At 44.8% G+C, this 15,991-nt stretch carries 12 protein-coding genes; 5 read left to right on the forward strand and 7 right to left on the reverse strand.

Going from position 1 to position 15,991, the window contains the following annotated elements; genetic code table 11:
• Positions 1-732 precede the first annotated feature (732 nt).
• On the reverse strand, positions 733-2,139 hold the full coding sequence (gene mnmE / locus BLR84_RS07450) for a tRNA uridine-5-carboxymethylaminomethyl(34) synthesis GTPase MnmE (protein WP_090466520.1): 1,407 nt from the start codon (positions 2,137-2,139) through the stop codon (positions 733-735).
• A gap of 731 nt (positions 2,140-2,870) precedes the next feature.
• Here mnmE and BLR84_RS07455 point away from each other — a divergent pair.
• Positions 2,871-3,929 carry a nucleoid-associated protein gene (locus BLR84_RS07455; RefSeq protein ID WP_090466522.1) on the forward strand — a complete coding sequence of 353 codons (1,059 nt, stop codon included), beginning with the start codon at positions 2,871-2,873 and terminating at the stop codon, positions 3,927-3,929.
• Positions 3,930-4,542: 613 nt separating this feature from the next.
• Entirely contained in the window at positions 4,543-4,833 is a 291-nt protein-coding gene (locus BLR84_RS07460) for a hypothetical protein (protein WP_143013858.1), read from the forward strand.
• 224 nt (positions 4,834-5,057) lie between these two features.
• On the opposite strand, the gene BLR84_RS07465 is transcribed toward BLR84_RS07460, so the two are convergent.
• The 4 genes from BLR84_RS07465 to proS all read right to left on the reverse strand — a co-directional run bounded on the left by BLR84_RS07465 (position 5,058) and on the right by proS (position 11,063).
• Positions 5,058-7,055: a KUP/HAK/KT family potassium transporter gene (locus BLR84_RS07465; RefSeq protein WP_090466525.1), complete on the reverse strand. Its 1,998-nt coding sequence runs from the start codon at positions 7,053-7,055 to the stop codon at positions 5,058-5,060.
• Between the two features lie 433 nt (positions 7,056-7,488).
• Positions 7,489-8,265, reverse strand: a complete 777-nt coding sequence (locus BLR84_RS07470) for a TIGR02757 family protein (RefSeq protein ID WP_090466527.1) — start codon at positions 8,263-8,265, stop codon at positions 7,489-7,491.
• 85 nt (positions 8,266-8,350) lie between these two features.
• Complete coding sequence (locus tag BLR84_RS07475) at positions 8,351-9,490, reverse strand: cystathionine gamma-synthase (RefSeq protein ID WP_090466529.1); 1,140 nt, start codon at positions 9,488-9,490, stop codon at positions 8,351-8,353.
• Between the two features lie 100 nt (positions 9,491-9,590).
• Positions 9,591-11,063, reverse strand: a complete 1,473-nt coding sequence (gene proS / locus BLR84_RS07480; RefSeq protein ID WP_090466530.1) for a proline--tRNA ligase — start codon at positions 11,061-11,063, stop codon at positions 9,591-9,593.
• A gap of 101 nt (positions 11,064-11,164) precedes the next feature.
• On the opposite strand from proS, the gene BLR84_RS07485 reads away from it, so the two are divergent.
• Entirely contained in the window at positions 11,165-12,058 is an 894-nt protein-coding gene (locus tag BLR84_RS07485) for a hypothetical protein (RefSeq protein ID WP_090466533.1), read from the forward strand.
• Positions 12,059-12,164: 106 nt separating this feature from the next.
• Positions 12,165-13,652, forward strand: coding sequence for an OmpP1/FadL family transporter (locus tag BLR84_RS07490; RefSeq protein ID WP_090466535.1), 1,488 nt, complete (start codon positions 12,165-12,167; stop codon positions 13,650-13,652).
• Positions 13,653-13,897: 245 nt separating this feature from the next.
• Here the strand turns inward: BLR84_RS07490 and BLR84_RS07500 are convergent, their stop codons facing one another.
• Together BLR84_RS07500 and BLR84_RS07505 are read right to left on the reverse strand one after the other, a co-directional pair.
• The gene (locus BLR84_RS07500) at positions 13,898-14,320 is read right to left on the reverse strand and encodes a hypothetical protein (protein ID WP_143013859.1); all 423 of its coding nucleotides are present in this window, start codon (positions 14,318-14,320) and stop codon (positions 13,898-13,900) included.
• A 143-nt stretch (positions 14,321-14,463) separates the two neighbouring features.
• Positions 14,464-14,994, reverse strand: a complete 531-nt coding sequence (locus BLR84_RS07505) for a lipocalin family protein (RefSeq protein WP_090466541.1) — start codon at positions 14,992-14,994, stop codon at positions 14,464-14,466.
• Between the two features lie 135 nt (positions 14,995-15,129).
• Here BLR84_RS07505 and BLR84_RS07510 point away from each other — a divergent pair, with 135 nt between their 5' ends.
• On the forward strand, positions 15,130-15,921 hold the full coding sequence (locus BLR84_RS07510; protein WP_255366876.1) for an SDR family oxidoreductase: 792 nt from the start codon (positions 15,130-15,132) through the stop codon (positions 15,919-15,921).
• The last annotated feature ends 70 nt before the right edge of the window (positions 15,922-15,991 follow it).

Here is a 15,991-nt window from a genome sequence, read left to right on the forward strand (position 1 = left end):
AGTTCATTTTAACCTGTAGAAAAAATGATCAATACTTTCCAGACACCCCTTTGCTGGTGACAGGCCCCCATTTGGAATTTCCTTGTCTAGCTATATTGAACTTAAAGGAGATCGGTATCGGCAAATGCTTAAACAATAGTTTGCTTAAAAACAGGAGCCGTTTGCTCAAACGGGACGTTCTCTATTAAGCTGAAACAAGTAATTTAACTGCTGCGGAGAACAGAAATATTCAGTGGCTTCCACGCGCCAGGGCAATCAAATTCAAAACCTAAGATAAATTTAGCTAGTATCGCACTAACCTTCCCGCACCTTCCCATATAAAAAATCCTGTTTCCTGAAGCTGCTGTAAATCACGGGGGGCAGTCGCCTTAGATGTTCTGGTTATACGAATATACTTTTGAGCAGTCATCCCGCCGTCAAACCCTTCTGTACCTTTCTCCAGCATTTTATTGACTGCCTTTAATTGCCGTTCGTTAAACTGATTCTTATGCCGATCAAAAAAATGTTCTTTTTTAAAGTAAACCGGCACATCCACCTGGTATCCCGCTGAGCATCCAGAATCACACCCGCGAAATAATTAATCCATGCGGTGATTTCTAAAGGCCGCTGCACTTCTTTAAGTGCAACATAATAGGCTGCTTTATTTCTTTCGATAGTTTTTGAAAGACTTAGCATGACAGGTCTTCCCAACGTTACCTTTAAAAGATATTAATATAATTATCTAATAATCAATCACTTGCCGATACAGAACTTACTGAATATGTTTTCCAGCAGATCATCTGTAGTAACAGTTCCGGTTATTTCACCGAGGTAATGCAGGGCCTGTTTAATATCCATCGACAGGAAATCTGAGGTGATGCTACCATCAATTCCGCCTAATACCCTGATCAGGGCTTCTTCGGTTTTTTGCAGAGCCTCCAGATGGCGAATGTTGGTTACCAGTGTTTCGTCACCACTGAGCTGATCTTTAATGGCTGTGCCATAGATCTTATTTTTCAGGTCATCTATATGCAGCTTTTCTTTGGCCGAGATAAAGATGGTCTGTAGATCTGGAAGTCCGGAGGTACGGAAAAACTCATGGATACTTTCCCGCTTTTTGTCCTGTTGAATCAGGTCCATCTTGTTGGCTACCAGCAGCATGGCTATACCGGGACTTTGCAGACTCTCCAGGTCACTTTTTAGCTCTTCCGGGCTTATCCGCTCCGAGTCAAAAACATAAATAAGCAGGGCGCTCTGGCTTATCTTTTCCATGGTACGCTGTACCCCTATCTGCTCAATGGCATCGGTAGCCTCGCGTATACCGGCAGTATCTATCAACCTGAAATTGATGCCCTGTATATTCAATACCTCTTCAATGGTATCTCGCGTGGTGCCTGGTATATGGCTCACAATGGCCCTTTCTTCGTTCAGCAAGGCATTGAGCAGGGTTGATTTACCCGCGTTGGGTCGGCCGGCTATCACGGTGTTAACCCCCTGTTTTATCGCATTTCCCAACTCAAACGACTGTATCAACCGGCCTATAATGCGGGTAATATCCACGATGAGTTGTTTGAGCTGATCGCGGTTGGCAAACTCTACATCTTCTTCGGCAAAATCAAGTTCCAGTTCAATGAGCGAGGCAAAATTTACCAGTTGCTCGCGCAGGGTTTGCAGCTGATTGCTAAATCCGCCGCGTAATTGCTGTAAGGCCACCTGCTGCGACGCTTTGGAGTTGGAAGCGATCAGATCGGCTACAGCTTCGGCTTGCGACAGGTCCAATTGGCCATTCAGGAATGCCCTTAGCGTAAATTCGCCGGGTTTGGCACTTCGCGCGCCCTTTTTGATAAACAGCTTAATGATACTTTCAATAATATATCCCGAAGCATGGCAGCTTATTTCCACTACGTTTTCGCGGGTATAGGATCTGGGTGCTACAAACAGCGATACCAGCACCTCGTCCAGCATCAGGTCGCCATCCATAATATGACCGAAATGGATAGTGTGCGAGGCCTGTTTGGTCAGATCCTTACCTTTCCATACGCTGTTGGCTATGTCGATAGCATCCAGGCCCGAAAGGCGGATCACCGCGATTGCCCCTATCCCGTTTGGTGTAGCCAGGGCTACTATGGTTTCCTGTTGCGCGTGTTGTAAGTTGTCCATGGTCAATAGTCAATGGTCCATAGCAGTCATATTTTGAGGGTTATGGACTCAAGGCACAAAAGTAATACAAATTACTTTCCTCCCCCTTGTTAGCAGGATTGTTTGCCCGAGCTTTTACTTTTGGATGGCTCTAAAACTTTTTAAACCTTTAATTTTAACACTTTTCTGCACAAAAACGAGGTAAAAACGGCTCAAAATCACTCCAAAAACATCGATTTTAACACTTTTTAACAAATTTTAACGAGGTTTTAACGCGTTTTTGAAACTTTAAAAAGTATTAATTTATTGATAATCAAATAACTACATACAAATCGGCCGATTTTTGGCTTGTTTTTATCCTTAATAAAACAGCCCGGCTCCCATATACGGGAGCCGGGCTGTTGGCTTTTTATAAAGATACGAAATTGCCGGGAAAGGAGCAAATTTAAAGAAGTCCATCGTCGATGATAAAAATGGGCCGAGTGTAGTCGACTCACCCGACCATTATTACCTTTTAATACACGCGTCATTGCGAGCGATAGCGTGGCAATCCCCGATAAACAGGGCGGCTCTGTAAATAGGGGATTGCTTCGTACCTCGCAATGACGCGCGGAGAGGGGTGCTTTTACCCTCTTTGCCGCAAAGCAGCAGAGAGGGTCGTCCAGCGAAGCGCAGACGGGGTGAGTCGTCTGCCCCCTGTTCAAAAAAACACTATCCGTCTACGCCCCAAAAGCCCTACATTCGCATCAATTATGGTAACTTTTTTTGAAGCTTCACTCGATACTATTTCGGTTCATCATGTGGGCAACCAGTCGCAGGAAGAAATGTACGCCCTGTCTGACCAGCCCCTGGAACTGAAGGACGATATTATTCCCAACCTGCTGATGCAGTATTTTTTAAAACCATTTGAAAAAGCCAACGAGGTATATCACCTCATGCACAGCAGCGGAAACCTGGCTCTCAACGAGATCCACCATTTTGCCACACAAGCTTTTGAGGACAAAGAGAAATTTCACGAAGCATCTGAACAGATAGCCAAGCATCTGTACAAAACTACCACGCACCCCAACATTAAAGGCGGTGAATTATATGTAGTTTACTTTAACCAGGTACAAATTGAGGGCAATCCGCTGGATGCCATTGGCATTTTTAAATCGGAAAATAAGGAGACCTATTTAAAAGTTTACCCGGACAAAGGCGGTTTCCAGGTTGATTACGAGCAGGATGCCATCAACATCAATAAGCTGGACAAAGGCGTGCTCATCTTCAATATCGAAAAGGAGAACGGTTACAAAGTCGTAGTAATAGATAAAACCAATAACGGACAGGAAACCGCCGTGTACTGGAAAGATAATTTTCTGCAGCTCCGCATCCGTAACGACAGCTTTAACCAAACCAATAACACCCTGGGCATTTACAAAAACTTTGTAACCGAAAAACTCGACGACCAGTTTGAAATGAGCAAGGCAGACAAGATCGATCTGCTGAACCGCTCCATGAAGTATTTTAAGGAGAAGGACGAGTTTAATATGGATGAGTTCTCCAACGAGGTGATCGGTAACCCGGAGGCCATTGAATCGTTCAAGAACTTCAAAAACCAGTACGAGCAGGAGTTCGACAGTCCCATTGCCGATAACTTTGTGATATCAGACAATGCCGTAAAAAAACAGGCCCGTGTTTATAAAAGCGTGCTCAAGCTGGATAAAAACTTCCACATCTACATTCACGGCGACAAAGAGCTCATTGAAAAAGGGTTCGACGATGGCCGCGCCATGAACTACTACAAGGTTTATTTTAAGGAAGAAGCGTAAAGTGGGCAATTATTGAATTACTGAGTTCGTGATTTAATAACATCAAGGCGGCACTCCTCCCCCACATGTCATTGCGAGCGATAGCGTGGACAACCGACTGGAGGGAGCTCATTAATACCTTAAAAAAGCAATTAACAACATTAATAATCTCGTAGCTTAGTCATCGATTAGAATAGCGAGGAGATTGCTTCGTCGTTCCTCCTCGCAATGACATATTTGTTTTGCCTAAAAATAGGGGTGTCATACTGAGCTTGTCGAAGCATGGAGGACAGGCCCCCCTGCACGCGCCCCTTCGACAAGCTCAGGGGTGACAGGTCCCTCTCCGCTCACGTCATGCCGAACTTGTTTCGGCATCCCACGGGCAATGTGTACAACATGATGATTAACCCGTCCCGAGAGATCCTGAAACAAGTTCAGGATGACAGGATTCTTTTCCATTCCCCCCCTTTACTTGCGCCCGTTTGCAACGAGTGCAGGGTTGATCAAAGATCAAGACAACGGAATTATTTATCTGTTTAAGAAAAACTGCGAGCCCTATAAACCTTTTTTAAGATCATGAGTCCTACCTGAAATATACAACCAAGCATTATTTACAAACTTTATCACCGCACTTATGAAAAAGCTCTCATTTTTAAGTCTTTTGCTATTATTTTTTATGACAAGCTGCAAAGTTCCGGTTTACTCCTTAGGAATGTCTGAAGACGAATTTACTGCCCATCATAAATGGGCAACGGACCTGGTTGAGAAATCTGCAGAAAGAACCGTTTACAAAAGAGGAAATACCTCCGCTGTGGCCTTAGTGGCACAGCCTGTTATGTACTATTATTTTGTTAATGGCAAACTGGTTCGCATAGACGAGGGTGAACGGAAGCCCTATGTTGTTGTAGAGCATACCAGTAATTAACAGGCCAATAGTAAAAAGACTTACGAAGTTTTAAAACTGCGAAGCACTCAACGAAAACATTGAAAAACCGATAACAATGAGTTAAACTTCGTAAGTCTTTTTATATTTCAAGTCATGCCGAACTCGTTTCGGCATCCCATCTGCAAGGTATACGGCATTCTGGTTAACCTGTCCTGTGGGATCCTGAAACAAGTTCAGGATGACCATGTGTATGGCCATAACGATTAGTTCACTTCCAAAACACCATTACCATAGGTAACGGGATCAATCCTTTTGAGGTGTACGTTGCTTACGGGCTTTACTACCAGCGGTATTTTTTCAACACGGGTTTCGCTGGTATCCAAACCAAAGGCTTTAGCTTCTGACTGGGCCAGTTTTTTAATGGCGAAATAACTGTTGAGAATAAACGCTTCGGAGGTGCTGAACAGGTTATTATACGACAGGAATTTCTCCATGATCACAAACCTGAAATCGGCGGCTATTTTGTATTTATTCAGTGATTCGTACTGGCTGGTGATATCTATTTCCTTGCGTTTCACCATATCTTCCACCACATTCCTGAACAATACATTTACCCTTGGCTGTATCCGGAAACCTAACCTGAACTCGATACGGATCACTTTGCCGGGCTCAATCTGGTCAACGCTGTACTCCATGGTATAGGGCTCATCGGTGCGTTCAATATGTACAAACCAGTAGGTATCGGCACGTTTTGGCCGGCGGCTCATGATGGAGTAAATGATCTTTTCTTCTATCTGTTTGCCATTGTTGGCTTTGGTTAAATAAATTAAGTGGGTGGCGTATTTGTTTACCGTAGTATCGGCGCTCAAGGCGTTCAGTAATGGCAGTTGCCCCTTGATGTCGATAAAATTCAGGAAACGGTTATTGATCTTGCGGGCCTTAAACCAAATGTACATGGTAAATATCAAACCAATTTCAAAGCCTACAAAGAACAAGCGGTGTATAATTTTCACGGCGTTGGCTACAAAAAACGAGAATTCTACCGTTAAAAACACGCACAATATCATGGTAACCATCCATACCGGCCAGTGTTTTACATAGCGCATAAAGTAGTACATTAAAATGGTAGTACTGAGCATGGCTATGGTAATACTGAAACCATAGGCGGCGGTCATAGCGGCGGATGTTTTAAAATACAGCGATACCAGGATACAGCCTACGCACAGGATCCAGTTAATACTTGGGATATAGATCTGTCCGCGTATGTTGGATGGGTATTTAATGGTGATGCGCGGCCAGAAATTCATGCTTACCGCCTCGCTGATGAGCGTGAACGATCCGCTGATGAGGGCCTGACTGGCAATAATGGTAGCCATAGTAGCCAGCGCTACACCAGGGATCAGGAATTGGTGCGGCACAATCTCGAAAAATGGGTTAACACCGGTAAAATCTTTAGTTGGCGCTTGTGCCAACACCCAGGCACCCTGTCCCAGGTAGTTTAAAACCAGGGTGGTTTTTACAAATATCCAGCTCACCTGTATGTTTTTGCGCCCGCAATGGCCCAAGTCGGAATAGAGCGCTTCGGCACCGGTGGTACACAAAAATACCGCGCCCAGGAGCCAGAAACCTTTGGGGTGATCCATCAGCAAACGTGCGCCGTAATAGGGGTTTAAAGCTTTAAATATAGATGGATGGTGGATTACCTGCATGGTACCCAAAATACCCAGCATCACAAACCACAACAGCATAATGGGGCCAAATGCCGAACCCACCACCTTGGTACCAAACTGTTGAAAAAAGAACAACAGGATAATAATACTGATCACGATGATGAGGATAAGATTGTTGCCCGGTACAATAACGCTGGAAAACGCGGGTACCAGGTTAAGGCCTTCTATGGCTGATGTTACGGATATAGGTGGGGTAATAATACCATCGGCCAGCAAAGTACCGGCGCCTACAATGGCCGGGATAGCCAGCCATTTGCCATAGCGCCTTACCAGGGCATAGAGGGAAAATATACCACCCTCGCCTTTGTTATCGGCCTGTAGGGTGATCACGATGTATTTAAAAGTGGTTTGCAGGGTGAGTGTCCAGAAGATACAGGATATGGAGCCTAATACCAGGGCCATATCCACCTTGCCGCCCTCCACCAATAAGGTCTGGAAAACATACAGCGGCGAGGTACCGATATCGCCAAAAATGATACCGAGGGTAACTATCAGACCCGCGAAAGAAAGTTGCTTAACGTGCGAATTCATTTAATGAGATAAAAAAATAGGGGTTGGTACAATGGAAAAAAGGCTGCCCGGGAGATTTTTGCCATTTGTTTTATTTTTTGGCTGGCAGCTACAGAAAACAATACCATCATACATTAATTTGATTGATGTTTTCCCATAGCCAAAATGCGTGCCGGGAGGGGTTTTATTTAGATAAAACTTTGCATATCAGATATATAACTAAACAATTATAATTTTCATAGAGGTTTATAAACCTATCATTTTGATAGGTTTTATCATTTTGATAGGATGGCTGGGGGTGCCTGATTTCACCTATAATACTACCCAATATGTCATTGCGAGGAGGAACGACGAAGCAATCTCGTCGCATTCTTATTGATATGAATAGCTACGAGATTGCCACGCTATCGCAATGACATATGGAAGAGATGAATGAATGATTTATAAAGCTCAGCTAAAACTGCACACCCCAACGCTCTTCGATCCCTAATCCGAAGAGGGCGAAATCATATTTCACGGGATCTGCGGGATCGAACTCGCGCAGGCGGATGGTGAGTTCTTCGGCGGTTTGCCAGTCGGTTTGTTTGCGGGTGATGAGCAATAGTTTGCGTGCCACCCTGTCCACATGCAGATCAAGCGGACAGATCAGATCAGCAGGTTTGATGCGGTTCCAGATACCAAAATCAACCCCGCAATTGTCCTGGCGCACCATCCAGCGTAAAAACATGTTGAGGCGCTTACAGGTTGATTTTTGTGAGGGTGACGACACATGCTTTTTGGTACGGTGCGGATAATCGGGCAGGGAGAAGAAGTAGGAGCGAAAGCCCCCCAGCCCCCTAAAGGGGGAGTAATCCCCATCGGAGGGAATGAATGCGTCCTCCAATGATTCAAACCGCTCGTAATGATACCTGAAAAAGGCGATGAAATACAGGGTATCGATATCGTTAAAGGTGCGGTGCTTAAAGCTGAGCAATTTTTTCAGGTCAACTTCTTCATGGTTCATGATAAAATCATAAGGAGCGCCATCCATGAGGGTGATGAGCTCTTTACATTTTTTGATGATGGTAACGCGCTGTCCCCAGGATAAAGTAGCGGCCCAAAACCCCATGATCTCAATGTCCTGCTTACGGGTAAATAGATGCGGGATAGAAATCGGGTCGTTCTCAATAAAACCGGGCTGGTTGTACTGGGCTACTTTGGCGTCGAGGAAGGCTTTTACGTTTTCAATCATTGATTATGATAGAGTCAAGAGACAAGAATCAAGAGTCAAGAAAAACGTTGTAGCTAAATCTTGATTCTTATCTCTTGATTCTCTTCTAAGAAAGTGCTTGTTTCAAATCTTCCAACAAGTCTTCAATATCCTCTACCCCTACGCTCAGGCGCAGCAGGTTGTCAACCACGCCGGCTTTCTCGCGCTCGGCTTTGGGGATAGATCCGTGGGTCATGCTTACGGGGTGATTGATCAATGATTCTACACCGCCCAATGATTCGGCTAACGAAAATACTTTAAATGATGATGCGATGCGGAAAGTTTCCTGCAGATCGGCGCCTTTTAACACAATGCTGATCATGCCACCAAAATCAAGCATTTGCTTTTTAGCTACCTCGTGATTCGGGTGATCAGTGAAGCCCGGCCAGTAGATCTTCTCTACTTTAGGATGTGTTTTCAGGAACTCCGCTATCTGCTTTCCGTTTTCGCAATGAGCTTTCATGCGCAGGTGCAGGGTTTTGATACCGCGCAGCACCAGGAAGCTATCCATTGGTCCCGGGGTGGCACCGCAGGCATTATAAATGAACCACAGTCTTTTGTACAGATCCTCATCGTTCAGCATCAGGGCCCCCATTACCACATCAGAGTGACCACCGATGTATTTGGTTACCGAGTGCATCACCACATCAGCCCCCAGGTCGATAGGGTTTTGCAGGTATGGCGAAGCAAAGGTATTATCCACTACAAAAAGCAGGTTCTTTTCCTTTGATATTTTGCCTATCGCCTCAATATCCACAATTTGCATGGTGGGATTGGTAGGCGTTTCTATCCAGATGAGCTTGGTTTTATCGTTGGTATACTCCCGGATGATCTCGGGGTTCGACAGATCCAGGAAATGAAACTTGATACCGTAATTGGCGTAGATCTTGGTAAAGATGCGGTATGAACCGCCATAGAGGTCGTTCCCGGTAATTACCTCATCGCCCGGTACCAGTAATTTCATTACCGCATCGGTAGCACCCATGCCGCTTGAAAAAGCCAGTCCGAATTTGGCATTTTCCAATGCTGCCAGACAATCTTCCAGCGCTTTACGGGTTGGATTGGTACCACGCGAGTACTCATACCCCTTATTATCACCAGGCGATTTTTGCCAGTAGGTTGATGTCTGGTATATCGGCGTCATGATAGCGCCCGTTGTTGGATCGGGCTCCTGCCCTGCGTGTATAGCTTTAGTTGCGAATTTCATAACCTCTCCCAACCCTCTCCAAAGGAGAGGGCTTCTTTTAATTTAATTAATTGGATATCCCTTTTCAAGTCCTCCCCTTTGGGGAGGATTTAGGTGGGGTTTAATATGCCCTTGCAAACAATACCCGTTGTGTCGACGGTTTGCCGGTGAGGATACATTTACCTTCTTCCTGTTTATTATCCAAAGGTATGCAACGGATTGTCGCCTTAGTTTCCTCTTTTATCTTTTGCTCGGTTTCTGGTGTGCCATCCCAGTGAGCGCTCAGGAAACCTGGCTCTTCATCCAGCATACGTTTAAACTCATCGTAGGTATCCACCTCGGTAGTGTTTTCGGCACGGAAATCGAAGGCTTTTTTGTAGATGTTATTTTGAATTTCATCCAGCAAGCCTTCAATATGCTGCGCTAAACCTTCCTGGTTCACGGTTTCCTTGGTTTTGGTATCACGACGGGCCAGCTCTACGGTTCCGTTTGTCATATCGCGGCTGCCAATGGCTACGCGCAATGGCACGCCTTTCAGCTCGTACTCGGCAAATTTGGCTCCCGGGCGGTGGGTATCGCGTTTATCAAATTTCACAGAGATCCCTTTCGCTTTCAACTCCTTGGTTAAGCCGGCTACGTAAGCGGCAATATTGTCCAGCTCTTCGTCGTGCTTGTAAATAGGCACCACTACAACCTGTATAGGTGCCAGCTTTGGAGGCAATACTAAACCAGCATCATCAGAGTGGGCCATGATCAACGCACCGATCAAACGGGTTGACACACCCCATGAAGTTGCCCAAACAAAATCCTGCACGTTCTCTTTATTCGTAAATTTCACATCAAAAGCCTTGGCAAAATTCTGCCCCAGGAAGTGTGATGTACCGGCCTGTAGTGCTTTACCATCCTGCATTAAAGCCTCAATACAATAGGTATCCAAAGCGCCGGCAAAACGCTCGTTGGCTGTTTTACGGCCTTTTACTACCGGCAGGGCCATCCAGTTTTCAGCAAAATCGGCATATACGTTCAGCATTTGCTCGGTTTCGGCAACCGCTTCTTCTGAGGTAGCGTGGGCGGTATGACCTTCCTGCCATAAAAACTCGCTGGTACGCAGGAACAAACGGGTGCGCATTTCCCAGCGCATTACGTTGGCCCATTGGTTTACCAGGATAGGCAGATCGCGGTATGATTGGATCCAGCCCTTATAGGTGTTCCAGATAATGGTTTCTGATGTAGGGCGGATGATCAGTTCTTCTTCCAGTTTAGCGTCTTCATCAACTATGATATTGCCATTGCCATCGTTTTTTAAGCGATAATGAGTAACCACAGCACATTCCTTTGCAAAACCATCTACGTGGCTAGCTTCTTTTGAAAAGAAGGATTTGGGTATCAGCAGCGGGAAATAGGCATTACTATGCCCGGTATCTTTAAACATCTGATCCAGTACGGCTTGTATTTTTTCCCATATCGAATATCCGTACGGCTTAATGATCATGCAACCTCTAACCGGCGAATATTCGGCCATATCAGATTTTATTACCAGGTCATTAAACCATTGCGAATAATCTTCGTCTTTACTAATAACACCTTTACTCATATTGATTGGAATATATAATTTGACTTGTGCGAATATTGTATATTGCGCCAAATTTATAAATTTAAAAGTTATTTGAACTCGAACTTTTCACATACCTGCATATGAAACGGAACATTGCTATAGGAATTTTTCTGATCGGCGCCATGGCGTTGAGTTCCTGCTCCACAACCAAGCTTGCCAGTACAGATACCAGCGATGACGTTTATTTTTCAAAAGCAAAGGCTGGTGACGAACCCACCTACGCCGCGGCAGACAATTATAACCCAAACGCGGCACAAGGTCAGGCATATGTGGATGATGATGATTATTTTTACTATGATGATTATGCATCGCGCATCAACCGTTTCAGCTATTTCTCTCCCTTTAGTTTTTACGACAATTTGTACTACGGCTACAGCGACCCTTATTACAACAATGGCTTTAGCTTAGGTTTTAATTATGGCCCCTTTGGCTATGGCTACTCTCCTTACGGTTACGGTTATGGTGGCTGGGGATTGGGCTACGGCGGCTGGGGCTTAGGATATGGCTGGGGTGGATACGGCGGTTACTATGGTGGCGGATATTGGGGTGGTGGCTACGGTGGCGGTTATCCGGGTGGATACTGGGGCAGCAATTACTTTACCTCAGGACGGCCTCGTCCAAACAGGGGGCCAGGCATTCCATTCGGTAGCGGTGGCGGCAGCAACCAGGGTACCGGTGGCAGACCAGGCTATGGTTCACGTGTACCGGCCGGTGGCGGCATTGGTTATATACCAGGCGGCCGCGGTACCAACAACAATTATTCGCGACCAGCCCGTACCGATGCCCGTCCATCACGACCGGGATCTCAACAAACAAATGCTGATAACTCAAGACCAGCCACACAACAGCAACCACAGTATCAACCCCAGGTTGATCGTACCTCTACAGCACCATCCAATAATTCTTCGGGTGGGGGTTCCAGAAGTTCGAGTGGCGGCGGTGGTGGTGGTGGCGGCAGACCAGGCAGACCATAAATTTTATTATCCTGAAATTCCATGAAATCATCATGAGTAACCGCTTATAAAAAAATGAATAATTGCTCATGATCGCTTCATCACCAAAAAAAAACCGATCACATCGATGAAAATAAAATATTTACTTAGTGTAATCGCTATAGTAGCTATTACCAAAGATAGTTTTGCGCAATACTCACAGGATGTAGTCCGCTTTTCGACCTTTCAAAATGGCTCTACATCACGTATCAAAGCAATTGGAAACGCGGGCACCGCTATCGGCGGCGATCTGAGCTCCATCAGTGGTAACCCGGCTGGCCTGGGTTTTTTCACCCACTCCGAATTCAGCATAACACCTGAATATAATGGGTCAAAAGTAAACTCTACCTATTTTGGTCAAGCCGGCAATGCCAGTAAAAACAGCGTCAATTTAAGCAATGCCGCCATTGTGTTCTACCAACGCCTCAATACACCAAAAGGGAGGGATAAAACCAAAGGATGGCTCAGCATCAATTACGGTGCGGGCTACAGCCGCACCAATAACTTTTATGAAAACATAGCTTATAGTGGCAAAAACGCATCCAACTCCATATCCGATTATTACGCCGGCACAGCCAATAACCACCCGGATGACGCGCTTGCTCAATGGGCTTATAGCGATAAACTGATTGATAATTTTGGCACAACCCAAAGACCTGATTTTGCGAGTACAGTACAAGTTCCGGTAAACCAAACCGGCGTAATTTCGCGCGTAGGCGGCCAATCAGAATTCGATTTTGCCTTTGGCGCCAACTATAGCAATAAGCTGTACCTGGGCCTGGGTGTTGCCATAACCGATCTGCGGTATGATTATTCCCGCCAATTTATTGAAGATGGTACAGCCTCTATCACTAATGGTGGCACAACCGGCATCCCTACTCCTTTTAGTTCCAGCTATGCTCAAAACCAATCAACAAGAGGATCTGGCGCTAATGTTAAGCTGGGGGTTATTTACAAACCCGTTGAAGCTGTTCGTTTAGGATTTACATTTACTTCCCCTACCTTCTACAGTATCAATGATGTGTATGCCGAAGGACTGGCTACCTCTATTAACGGGAGAGCCAATCAACCTAACTCATCCGGCGATTATGCGCTAAACTACAACATGCGCACCCCGCTTAAACTGGCCGGTGGTGCGGCGGTATTTATTGGCAAATATGGCTTTATATCTGGCGATGTGGAATACATCGACTATTCAACAACCCATATCAGCAGTAATGATAGTTATGATAATACCAGCGATATTGATGCTATTAAAGCCAACTACAAATCGGCTATCAACCTACATGTAGGTGCGGAAGCACGCGTAACCAACATATTTTATTTACGCGGTGGTTACAGCCAGCAAGGTAGTCCGTTTAAAAACAACACCGGCGCCACAGATGTAAGCAGCGATGTCAAAACCGTTAGCGGAGGTATAGGTTTAAGGTTTGGTCAATATTATGTGGATGCCACCTATGCGCATGTTACCGGCTCCGAAGCGTTTTCGCCTTACTTGATCAACAACGGAAACCCGACAGCTAATTTCAAAAAGACAAACGATAACGCCTTTTTGACTTTAGGTTACCGGTTTTAAATAAATATCGGCAATGACCACATATAGAATAATCGGCATAGTGCTGATCGTTATAGGAATAGGGATGCTTTTTCTTGGAGCATCCTTATTTACATATCAAGGTCCACCATTAAATCCTATTGTAAGTGAAATGGGAAAATATTCCTTCTTATGGTGGTTTCCAACGCTGATTGTTGGCATACTTTTAACTCTTATCTCAAAAAAGAAAACTAAGTGATATTTTGGAGTATTCTTAGTCTTTTTCGCTATTGATAAGCTTTCGGAATAATCCTGGATGTGATAAAATTCCATAATAGTTTATTATCGGTTATCACTCCATTTTTACCAAAATGTCCACTAGCATCAAAACAATATTTGACTGTTGAGTTTGAATAGAAATAAACTATTTTTCCTCGTACATCAATTGAGTCCCATTCCTTGCTTTTTTTAAAATAAGAGGATTGGCTGATTTTCTTTAACCTGCTTAATATAGTTGGACTATATATTCTCTTGCTCTGTTTTGACTTGATAAATTGCGTATCAAACTGATCGCAGGATACTGCGACAACAGTTTCTGTACCGAAATGTTCCCATTGAACCATAACAGAATCCAATCGTACCTTTTGACTATAAGCATTCGTACAAATCGTAATCAAAAAAACAATGATAGATATTGATATCGTTTTCATTATTATGATTTTCTTTCTCCGTTGCACGGGTTGGCTATGGGACCGAAGCCAGTACAAGATAATAATAAAATAAACAAATTGTCATCTCGAACGAGGTACGAGGAGAAATGACATTCTTCTTTGTTGGTTATTAGCTCCCTCACTTATATCCCCGAAACGTCAGCGATCTGCTCAGTTTTTACCAGGTTGCGTACATCAAAACCTTTGTCTGCAGCACGTACTACGAGTTCGTTATAAGTTTGCTCATCCAGTGTAGGCCTGCGGCTCAGGATCCATAAATGGTTACGGTCAGGATGACCAACTACAGCGTAACTATAATCTTTGGCCAGGTCAATGATCCAGTACTTACTCCTGAACGGCCAAAAGAATTCTACATGAAGTTTTGCGTTGGTATGATCGGTCACAAAAGCCCGTCCTTCCTTCACTTTTAGACTACCATCTTTAATGCAACGGTTCTTGACAATCAGCGAACCATCCTCGGCCAATCCATAAGTTGCCGATGTACAGCTGCAATCCTTTTCAAAAACTTGCGGGAAGGCAGCTATCTCAAACCAGGTACCTAAATATTTTTTTAGTTCTACGTATTTAACAGTTTCTAAAGGTTTACACCTGGCTTGCAGGGCCAACGCAGCTAAACCTAAAACGACAGATGTTGCTAAAATCTCCTTTTTCATACAACAACAACGATTATAGGGCACAAAAAGTTTAGATGATAAATGCATATTCAGCGTATTTACCTGCCTTAAATATTTAATTACCTTTGCGCCAATCCATTAAAATGGATTCAAAAACAGGTAATGCCACAGAAAATGAACATCAGTATTTTAGGTTGCGGCTGGTACGGCCAGGCATTGGCAAAGGCACTAATCACTGCCGGTTATACAGTAAAAGGCTCCACCACATCGCCACAAAAAACCGACACATTGGCGGCCGAAGGCATTGAGCCCTACCTCGTAAATTTTTTGCCGGGTAACGAACATTATGATGATGCGTTTTTTACCTGCGATGTGCTTTTTATCTGCATCCCTCCCAAAAGCCGGGGTGGCGAAGGCCCTGAGTTTATTTACAAGATACAGAGCATCATCAAGACCATCAAAAAACATGGTGTACAAAATGTGGCCTTTATCAGTTCCACAGGTGTTTATGCCGATGTAAACGCGGAAGTTAATGAACTGAGCGACCCGCAACCCAATACCGAAGCGGGCAGGATATTGCTGAAAGCAGAAGACCTGTTCAGAGCAGAAAGCACATTCAAAACCACCATTATCCGCTTCGCGGGATTGATCGGTCCGGGTCGTGATCCAGGTAGGTTTTTTGCCGGCAAAAAGGATATCGCCAACGGCAAGGCCCCGGTTAACCTCATCCACCTGGATGATTGTATTGGTTTGAGCATGGCCATCCTTGACCGGCAGGCATTTGGTTATTTATTCAATGGTTGCTCTCCTGATCATCCAAGTCGTTCGGCTTTTTATACGGGGGCAAGCATCAGATCGGGGTTAGAAGCTCCGGAGTTTATTGATGAACTGAAGGAATGGAAGGTTGTGAAGAGTGTGAATGTGGAGGCGGTTTTGGGGTATCGGTATAAGGTAAAAATTGAATAGCCGTAAGGGGGGTGTCATGCTGAGCCCGTCGAAGCATTGTGGGAAGGCCTCTGCGCTCGCCCTTCGACAA

The organism is Mucilaginibacter sp. OK268, from assembly GCF_900103125.1.
In the GTDB taxonomy this organism is placed as follows: Bacteria; Bacteroidota; Bacteroidia; order Sphingobacteriales; family Sphingobacteriaceae; genus Mucilaginibacter.